At 53.3% G+C, this 8,260-nt stretch carries 8 protein-coding genes and 2 pseudogenes; 2 read left to right on the forward strand and 8 right to left on the reverse strand.

What is annotated here, in order from left to right; all coding sequences use genetic code 11:
* Nucleotides 1-35 precede the first annotated feature (35 nt).
* A complete protein-coding gene (locus ACOTX4_RS25115; RefSeq protein ID WP_000251875.1) occupies nucleotides 36-338 on the reverse strand; it encodes a phosphoglucosamine mutase in 303 nt (100 codons plus the stop codon).
* Between the two features lie 86 nt (nucleotides 339-424).
* Entirely contained in the window at nucleotides 425-1,240 is an 816-nt protein-coding gene (gene sul2 / locus ACOTX4_RS25120; RefSeq protein WP_001043260.1) for a sulfonamide-resistant dihydropteroate synthase Sul2, read from the reverse strand.
* Nucleotides 1,241-1,329: 89 nt separating this feature from the next.
* Between sul2 and ACOTX4_RS25125 the strand changes: the two genes are divergently transcribed.
* Nucleotides 1,330-2,420 (forward strand): IS4-like element ISAba1 family transposase gene (locus ACOTX4_RS25125; RefSeq protein ID WP_085940648.1). Its coding sequence is split into 2 segments (ribosomal slippage): nucleotides 1,330-1,870 and nucleotides 1,870-2,420, totalling 1,092 coding nucleotides; the frame shifts between segments, so codons are not numbered across the junction.
* Between the two features lie 196 nt (nucleotides 2,421-2,616).
* On the opposite strand, the gene ACOTX4_RS25130 is transcribed toward ACOTX4_RS25125, so the two are convergent.
* From ACOTX4_RS25130 to ACOTX4_RS25140, 3 genes and pseudogenes are all read right to left on the reverse strand, one after another.
* Nucleotides 2,617-3,102: a phenol hydroxylase gene (locus ACOTX4_RS25130; protein WP_061456197.1), complete on the reverse strand. Its 486-nt coding sequence runs from the start codon at nucleotides 3,100-3,102 to the stop codon at nucleotides 2,617-2,619.
* A 37-nt stretch (nucleotides 3,103-3,139) separates the two neighbouring features.
* A complete protein-coding gene (locus tag ACOTX4_RS25135) occupies nucleotides 3,140-3,274 on the reverse strand; it encodes a phenol hydroxylase subunit (RefSeq protein WP_223231885.1) in 135 nt (44 codons plus the stop codon).
* A 53-nt stretch (nucleotides 3,275-3,327) separates the two neighbouring features.
* A pseudogene (locus ACOTX4_RS25140) lies at nucleotides 3,328-4,827 on the reverse strand (Tn3 family transposase); the annotation flags it as partial.
* 85 nt (nucleotides 4,828-4,912) lie between these two features.
* Between ACOTX4_RS25140 and ACOTX4_RS25145 the strand changes: the two are divergent.
* Nucleotides 4,913-5,665 carry an IS6 family transposase gene (locus ACOTX4_RS25145; RefSeq protein WP_000602738.1) on the forward strand — a complete coding sequence of 251 codons (753 nt, stop codon included), beginning with the start codon at nucleotides 4,913-4,915 and terminating at the stop codon, nucleotides 5,663-5,665.
* 62 nt (nucleotides 5,666-5,727) lie between these two features.
* Here ACOTX4_RS25145 and ACOTX4_RS25150 read toward each other — a convergent pair.
* The 3 genes and pseudogenes from ACOTX4_RS25150 to aac(3)-IVa form a co-directional block, all read right to left on the reverse strand.
* Nucleotides 5,728-6,081 (reverse strand): annotated as a pseudogene (locus tag ACOTX4_RS25150) (AAC(3) family N-acetyltransferase); the annotation flags it as partial.
* Between the two features lie 5 nt (nucleotides 6,082-6,086).
* A complete protein-coding gene (gene aph(4)-Ia, locus ACOTX4_RS25155; protein ID WP_000742814.1) occupies nucleotides 6,087-7,112 on the reverse strand; it encodes an aminoglycoside O-phosphotransferase APH(4)-Ia in 1,026 nt (341 codons plus the stop codon).
* A gap of 228 nt (nucleotides 7,113-7,340) precedes the next feature.
* On the reverse strand, nucleotides 7,341-8,117 hold the full coding sequence (gene aac(3)-IVa, locus ACOTX4_RS25160; protein WP_001199192.1) for an aminoglycoside N-acetyltransferase AAC(3)-IVa: 777 nt from the start codon (nucleotides 8,115-8,117) through the stop codon (nucleotides 7,341-7,343).
* Between the last annotated feature and the right edge of the window lie 143 nt (nucleotides 8,118-8,260).

An 8,260-nucleotide genomic window follows, 5' to 3' on the forward strand; every position in this document is an offset into this window, starting at 1 on the left:
CCGGATTGGGTTGCATCGCAGGGGTGTCGAAAGAGTCAACTGCGGTCCAAAGCTGTTGGACTTGGGTGAAAAGGGCGTTTATTCTTCCTATACGTTGTCGGCAGCGGGCCAAAAAGGAATACGTCCATGCCCATCGAGGTGAAACCGGCTGTGAGCGCGGGTTCAAGCATATAGCCCGACAGGCGCGTATCCTTGCCGATCACGACACGATGGCGGTGGTCACCGCGACGAAAGACACGGCCAGCCGCCATGCCGACGCGCAAGGCGGTTTCCGCCGTCATCGCGCCTTCGTTGGCTTTGCCACGAATACCGTCTGTGCCGAAATATTTGCGCACCATAAGGTCGATTATCCTGTCGTCGGGTCGCCCTCAAAGGGGACATGCCTGCTGAACCGCGAATATAGAGAAATATCCCGAATGTGCAGTTAACGAATTCTTGCGGTTTCTTTCAGCGCCGCCAATACCGCCAGCCCGTCGCGCAAGGGGCGCGGCTCGTGTGTGCGGATGAAGTCAGCTCCACCTGCGGCGGCGGCAAGCTCTGCAGCGAGTGTCGCGGCCCCGACATCCCCCGGACCACGGCCTGTGAGCGCGCGCAGAAAGGATTTGCGCGAAACAGACAGAAGCACCGGCAAATCGAAGCGCAGCCGCAATTCATCGAACCGCGCCAGCACCGAGAGCGAGGTTTCGGGAGCAGCCCCCAGAAAAAACCCCATGCCGGGATCAAGGACAAGGCGGTTGCGTTTGATACCGGCACCCGTCAGCGCCGCGATGCGCGCGTCAAAGAACGCCGCAATGTGATCCATGATGTCGCCAGCGGGTGCCTCGCGCCGATCTGCCTGCCCGTCTTGCACCGAATGCATAACGACGAGTTTGGCAGATGATTTCGCCAATTGCGGATAGAACGCAGCGTCTGGAAAACCGCGAATATCATTGAGATAGGCCACACCACGCGACAAGGCATAGGCTTGCGTCGCGGGTTGATAACTGTCGAGCGAGACGGGAATGCCATCTGCCTTGAGCGCGTCCAGCACCGGCGCGATACGCGCGATTTCTGTGTCGGACGAAACAGGCGCGGCGTCGGGATTGCTGGATGCCGGACCGAGGTCGATCACATCTGCCCCCTCGGCCATCAGCTTACGCGCCTGCGCAATGGCTGCGTCTGGCGCCAGATACCGGCCTCCATCGGAGAAACTGTCCGAGGTTATGTTGACGATGCCGAAAATGATGAGCGATTTATTCATGGGGGCTTCTATAATAATCTCTGTACACGACAAAAATAGATAACTCATTGAAATAATGTCACAATAATTGTTTTCTAACGACGAATACTATGACACATCTCAATGAGTTATATCTTATCTTAAACAAATCTCTAAAATGGAACAAGTCACATTTAAAGTGCTTTGCGCTCATCATGCTTGTGATTATTTTAAAGCAAACATGTAATCTTTCTTCTGCATCTAAAGCCTTGCCCATCAAGTGTTTACCACAATCATTTTATCGACGTATGCAGCGCTTCTTTGCAGGTCAGTATTTTGATTATCGTCAAATTTCTCAGTTGATTTTCAATATGTTTTCATTCGACCAAGTGCAACTGACTTTAGATAGAACCAATTGGAAATGGGGAAAACGAAATATTAATATCCTGATGCTCGCAATCGTTTATCGTGGAATAGCGATACCTATCCTTTGGACATTGCTTAATAAACGTGGAAATTCAGATACGAAAGAGCGTATTGCTTTGATTCAACGCTTTATAGCCATTTTTGGTAAAGACCGTATTGTGAATGTGTTCGCAGACAGAGAGTTTATCGGTGAGCAGTGGTTTACATGGTTAATTGAACAAGACATCAACTTCTGCATTCGTGTTAAAAAAACTTCATTGTCACCAATCATTTAGGAAAGAATCATAAAATTAGTGATTTATTTCGCCATCTTAAAGTTGGTCAAATTGAATGTCGTAAACGACGGATTTTGGTTGGTCGGGTGAAACTATATATAAGTGCACTACAGTTAGAAAATGGAGAGCTTTTACTCGTCGTTTCTCCTCAGTTTAATGCCAATGCTATTCAGGATTATGCATTACGCTGGGAAATTGAAACCTTATTCAGTTGTCTCAAAGGACGCGGGTTTAATCTTGAAAATACGCGCTTGACAGACCCTAGACGAGTGAAAAAATTGATTGCGGTGTTAGCTATAAGCTTCTGTTGGTGTTACTTAACGGGTGAATGGCAACATAATCAAAAAAAAGCGATAAAAATAAAGAAGCATGGACGACTCTCAATGAGTTTATTTCGCTATGGTTTAGACTATGTTCAAATGGCGATTCAGCGTTTAATTGGTTTTGGGAAAAAAGAAGAGTTTAAGGAAATTTTGGCAATTTTAAGAAAGCAGAATCCTGATAGGATAAGGGTTCTGTGAAATTTGTCGTGTACAGAGTATAATAATAATAATCGAGCATGAGTCTCATACGGATGCTCGGGTCGAAAGGGAATCCCCAGGCGAGTAACCTGTTTGCGGTGATCCATTAGCTGCAGGAGCAGAAGAGCATACATCTGGAAGCAAAGCCAGGAAAGCGGCCTATGGAGCTGTGCGGCAGCGCTCAGTAGGCAATTTTTCAAAATATTGTTAAGCCTTTTCTGAGCATGGTATTTTTCATGGTATTACCAATTAGCAGGAAAATAAGCCATTGAATATAAAAGATAAAAATGTCTTGTTTACAATAAAGTGGGAGTAGTAATTTCGTTACTTTGTTTAGAATTTCTTCAGAAATATTTCTTAATAAATCGTGTTTTTCAACAAGCGTAAAATTACTTTCTAAAATCTCTTGTTGTTTAGCTCGAGTTTGGGTATAAACCCCATAATAAAATTGACGAGGATCTTTAAGCACGTACCAATCTTTCATTTGGATTACAGTACGGCCCTTATCGTAAAGATCAAATTCAGGCTGCCATAAAGGTTTGTAATGAAAATTAATTTCTTCCTGAATATCGTAGGTCGCTTCTTGATAACGTGAAGCTGGTTTATCACCAAATCTTTTTTCAATATAAGCATAAGTATTTCTTAAAGGCTTAACTGAAGATGTTTTAATATCAATTTGCATATAAATCTTCCTGATTTTTTAATAAAGACTAGAGTTTTTATTCTCTAATACCGGCCTGTCCAAATCGCCACTTCATGCGGTCATATTCAATCTTTGCAAAATCATCCGTACTTAGGTGCTGTACTTGATGGTGTGCGCAGAATTCTTCAAAAGCCTTGACTGGCATAATCATTTCTACAGCTAACTCTGGATGGGGTCGTTTGCGGGAGGGGGCGGAATCCTACGCTAAGGCTTTGGCCAGCGATATTCTCCGGTGAGATTGATGTGTTCCCATCCGAGCGGCGAAACATGGGCCAAGAGATCGGGCGATAGCAGCTTTCCATCGCGTTTCTGGTTTGCAACGACCTCGCCGAGCTTCATGGTGTTCCAGAAGATGATGATGGCGGCGAGCAGATTCATGCCGGCGATGCGGTAATGCTGGCCTTCGGCGGAACGGTCGCGGATTTCACCGCGGCGGTGGAAGCTGATTGCCCGCTTCAGCGCATGATGAGCTTCGCCTTTGTTGAGCCCGATCTGGGCACGCCGTTGGAGTTCGGCATCCAGAATCCAGTCGATCATGAACAGGGTGCGCTCGACGCGACCGACTTCCCGCAGGGCTGTCGCGAGCTCGTTCTGCCGCGGATAGGAGGCGAGTTTCCGCAGAATCTGGCTTGGCGCGACGGTCCCGGCAGCAATGGTGGCGGCGATGCGCAGGATGTCGGGCCAATTGCGCTCGATCATGGCTTGGTTGACCTTTCCGCCGATCAACGCTCGCAGGTGCGCCGGGGCGGCCGACGGATTGAACGCGTAGAGCCGTTTGGATGGCAGGTCGCGGATGCGCGGAGCGAACCGGTAGCCGAGAATGGCACATGCGGCAAAGACGTGATCGGTGAAGCCGCCCGTGTCGGTGAACTGCTCGCGGATATGGCGTCCAGCATCGTTCATCAGCAGGCCATCGAGGATGTAAGGCGCTTCGCTTGCCGTTGCAGGAATCACCTGGGTTGCGAACGGCGCATATTGGTCGGAGACGTGGCTATAGGCTTTCAGGCCCGGGGTATTGCCATATTTCGCGTTGACCAGGTTCATGGCCTCACCTTGCTCTGTAGCGACGAAGAACTGTCCGTCGCTCGAAGCCGACGTGCCCATGCCCCAGAACCGGGCCATGGGTAACGCTGCCTGTGCCTCGACCACCATGGCCAGCGCCCGGTCATAGGCTTCGCCCTCGACATGCCACCGTCCAATGCGGATCAATTCCCAGAAGGTGTGGGTGTTTGTCGCATCCGCCATTTTGCGCAAGCCGAGGTTGATCCCTTCCGCCAAGATAACGTTCATTAGCCCGATCCGGTCAGCGCAGGGTGCTCCTGTGCGCAGATGGGTGAACGCTTCGGTGAAGCCGGTCGCCGCATCCACCTCCAGCAGGAGATCGGTGATGCGCGTGGGCGGGATCTGCTTGTAGAGATCGAGCACCAGATCTTCGGCGCCTGTCGGCGCGGCGGCTTCGAGTTTCTCGATATGCAGAACGCCGTTTTCAATCGACCCGCCCGGGATCGTGCCTGCGCGAGCGGCACGGCCAAGCTCGCGCAACCGCATGTCGAGGCGAGCTTGCCGGTCTGCCAGCCATTCCTCCGGCCGCAATGGCACAGCGAGACGACCGCCTTCCGCGATGGATTGTGCCGGAACGAGTGCGTGTTTCAGATCGCCATAGCGCCGGGACCTAGTAAGCCAGACATCTCCGGAGCGGAACGCATGGCCTTGTCGCAAATTCTTCAGGTTAACTCGATGTTGACCATGGGGAGAGAAGTTGCCGCTCCTGATATTGCGGAGCGAGCCGATGATTTTGAATACCATTGCCGAAAAGCTGAAGCGCCAGTCGAAGGATGATTTCAAGGGCAGGCATTTCGAGGCCTGGCTGATTGTACAGGCGGTTGCCTGGTACTTGCGCTACCCGCTCAGCTATCGTGACTTGGAAGAGATGTTTCGCGAGCGGGGCTTCGAGGTCGATCATAGCACGATCAACCGCTGGGTATTGGCTTATGCACCTGTCATCGAGAAACGGCTGCGGCAGTTTCGTCGACCCCATTGCGGCTCGGTCCGGATTGATGAGACCTATGTCAAGATCCGCGGCAAATGGCGCTATCTGTACCGAGCCATCGATAAGCATGGCAATCCGGTGGATTTCCTGCTGACCGCTAAGCGCGATCTCGACGCTGCCAAGCGGTTCTTCCGAAAGATGCTTAAAGATGAACCCTTGTTGTCGCCGAACAGGATTGGGACGGACGGGGCCAACACCTTCCCGTCAACGATCAAAACGTCGGTTGATGATGGGCTTCTCCATCCCGATCCCGTGCATTATGTGACCAAACATCTCCAGCAGGGGATTGAGAGCGACCATTTCCGGGTGAAGAAGAACATGCCGAAGATCGGCGGTTTCCAATCCTTTAACACGGCGCGGCGAACCATCGCGGGTTTCGAGGCGATGCTGTGGCTGCGGAAGGGCTTTGGCTTTTCAGGCGGCTGGACCGTCAATGACCAGAATGATTTGCTTGCGCGCCTCTTCGGACTGCAAAAGGTTAACAAAGCATGAAAATACCGGCCTTGGCTGGGTGATAGCTGCCTCCAAAAGTGTTTGCGACACGCCCGGAACAATTCAGCCACTGCACCCATGTTCCGAGTTGGTGTGGTTTGCGGATCGTATGCCGGCATCTCGTTGCGCAAGATCTGCACCCAATCGGCAGGCACGGGCGGCGATCTCCAATCTGCGGGATCAGTCAGATCACCCGAGTGCGTGGGCATGACAATCGTGCCCTGGGGACCAACACAATCCAGAAGGGCCTGAATCACTGCGACCGGCCCTCCCGCGACCCAGCCGAGCGAGCTTAGCGAACTGTGGACGAGAACTGTGCCACCAAGCGTAAGGCCGTTCTCTCGCATTTGCCTTGCTAGGCTCGCGCGAGTTGCTGGCTGAGGCGTTCTCGAAATCAGCTCTTGTTCGGTCGGCATCTACTCTATTCCTTTGCCCTCGGACGAGTGCTGGGGCGTCGGTTTCCACTATCGGCGAGTACTTCTACACAGCCATCGGTCCAGACGGCCGCGCTTCTGCGGGCGATTTGTGTACGCCCGACAGTCCCGGCTCCGGATCGGACGATTGCGTCGCATCGACCCTGCGCCCAAGCTGCATCATCGAAATTGCCGTCAACCAAGCTCTGATAGAGTTGGTCAAGACCAATGCGGAGCATATACGCCCGGAGCCGCGGCGATCCTGCAAGCTCCGGATGCCTCCGCTCGAAGTAGCGCGTCTGCTGCTCCATACAAGCCAACCACGGCCTCCAGAAGAAGATGTTGGCGACCTCGTATTGGGAATCCCCGAACATCGCCTCGCTCCAGTCAATGACCGCTGTTATGCGGCCATTGTCCGTCAGGACATTGTTGGAGCCGAAATCCGCGTGCACGAGGTGCCGGACTTCGGGGCAGTCCTCGGCCCAAAGCATCAGCTCATCGAGAGCCTGCGCGACGGACGCACTGACGGTGTCGTCCATCACAGTTTGCCAGTGATACACATGGGGATCAGCAATCGCGCATATGAAATCACGCCATGTAGTGTATTGACCGATTCCTTGCGGTCCGAATGGGCCGAACCCGCTCGTCTGGCTAAGATCGGCCGCAGCGATCGCATCCATGGCCTCCGCGACCGGCTGCAGAACAGCGGGCAGTTCGGTTTCAGGCAGGTCTTGCAACGTGACACCCTGTGCACGGCGGGAGATGCAATAGGTCAGGCTCTCGCTGAATTCCCCAATGTCAAGCACTTCCGGAATCGGGAGCGCGGCCGATGCAAAGTGCCGATAAACATAACGATCTTTGTAGAAACCATCGGCGCAGCTATTTACCCGCAGGACATATCCACGCCCTCCTACATCGAAGCTGAAAGCACGAGATTCTTCGCCCTCCGAGAGCTGCATCAGGTCGGAGACGCTGTCGAACTTTTCGATCAGAAACTTCTCGACAGACGTCGCGGTGAGTTCAGGCTTTTTCATATCTCATTGCCCCCGGACGAGCGTCTGCTCCGCCATTCGCCGTCCGCCGTGCCAATCGGATCAGCCGTCCAAATGCGGGATTTTCGTTAGTCGGAGGCCAAACGGCATTGAGCGTCAGCATATCATCAGCGAGCTGAAGAAAGACAATCCCCGATCCGCTCCACGTGTTGCCCCAGCAATCAGCGCGACCTTGCCCCTCCAACGTCATCTCGTTCTCCGCTCATGAGCTCAGCCAATCGACTGGCGAGCGGCATCGCATTCTTCGCATCCCGCCTCTGGCGGATGCAGGAAGATCAACGGATCTCGGCCCAGTTGACCCAGGGCTGTCGCCACAATGTCGCGGGAGCGAATCAACCGAGCAAAGGCATGACCGACTGGACCTTCCTTCTGAAGGCTCTTCTCCTTGAGCCACCTGTCCGCCAAGGCAAAGCGCTCACAGCAGTGGTCATTCTCGAGATAATCGACGCGTACCAACTTGCCATCCTGAAGAATGGTGCAGTGTCTCGGCACCCCATAGGGAACCTTTGCCATCAACTCGGCAAGATGCAGCGTCGTGTTGGCATCGTGTCCCACGCCGAGGAGAAGTACCTGCCCATCGAGTTCATGGACACGGGCGACCGGGCTTGCAGGCGAGTGAGGTGGCAGGGGCAATGGATCAGAGATGATCTGCTCTGCCTGTGGCCCCGCTGCCGCAAAGGCAAATGGATGGGCGCTGCGCTTTACATTTGGCAGGCGCCAGAATGTGTCAGAGACAACTCCAAGGTCCGGTGTAACGGGCGACGTGGCAGGATCGAACGGCTCGTCGTCCAGACCTGACCACGAGGGCATGACGAGCGTCCCTCCCGGACCCAGCGCAGCACGCAGGGCCTCGATCAGTCCAAGTGGCCCATCTTCGAGGGGCCGGACGCTACGGAAGGAGCTGTGGACCAGCAGCACACCGCCGGGGGTAACCCCAAGGTTGAGAAGCTGACCGATGAGCTCGGCTTTTCGCCATTCGTATTGCACGACATTGCACTCCACCGCTGATGACATCAGTCGATCATAGCACGATCAACGGCACTGTTGCAAATAGTCGGTGGTGATAAACTTATCATCCCCTTTTGCTGATGGAGCTGCACATGAACCCATTCAAAGGCCGGCATTTTCAG

The sequence above is a fragment of the Enterobacter cloacae complex sp. IR5459 genome (genome assembly GCF_049238005.1).
Classification (GTDB): domain Bacteria; phylum Pseudomonadota; class Gammaproteobacteria; order Enterobacterales; family Enterobacteriaceae; genus Enterobacter; species Enterobacter hormaechei_C.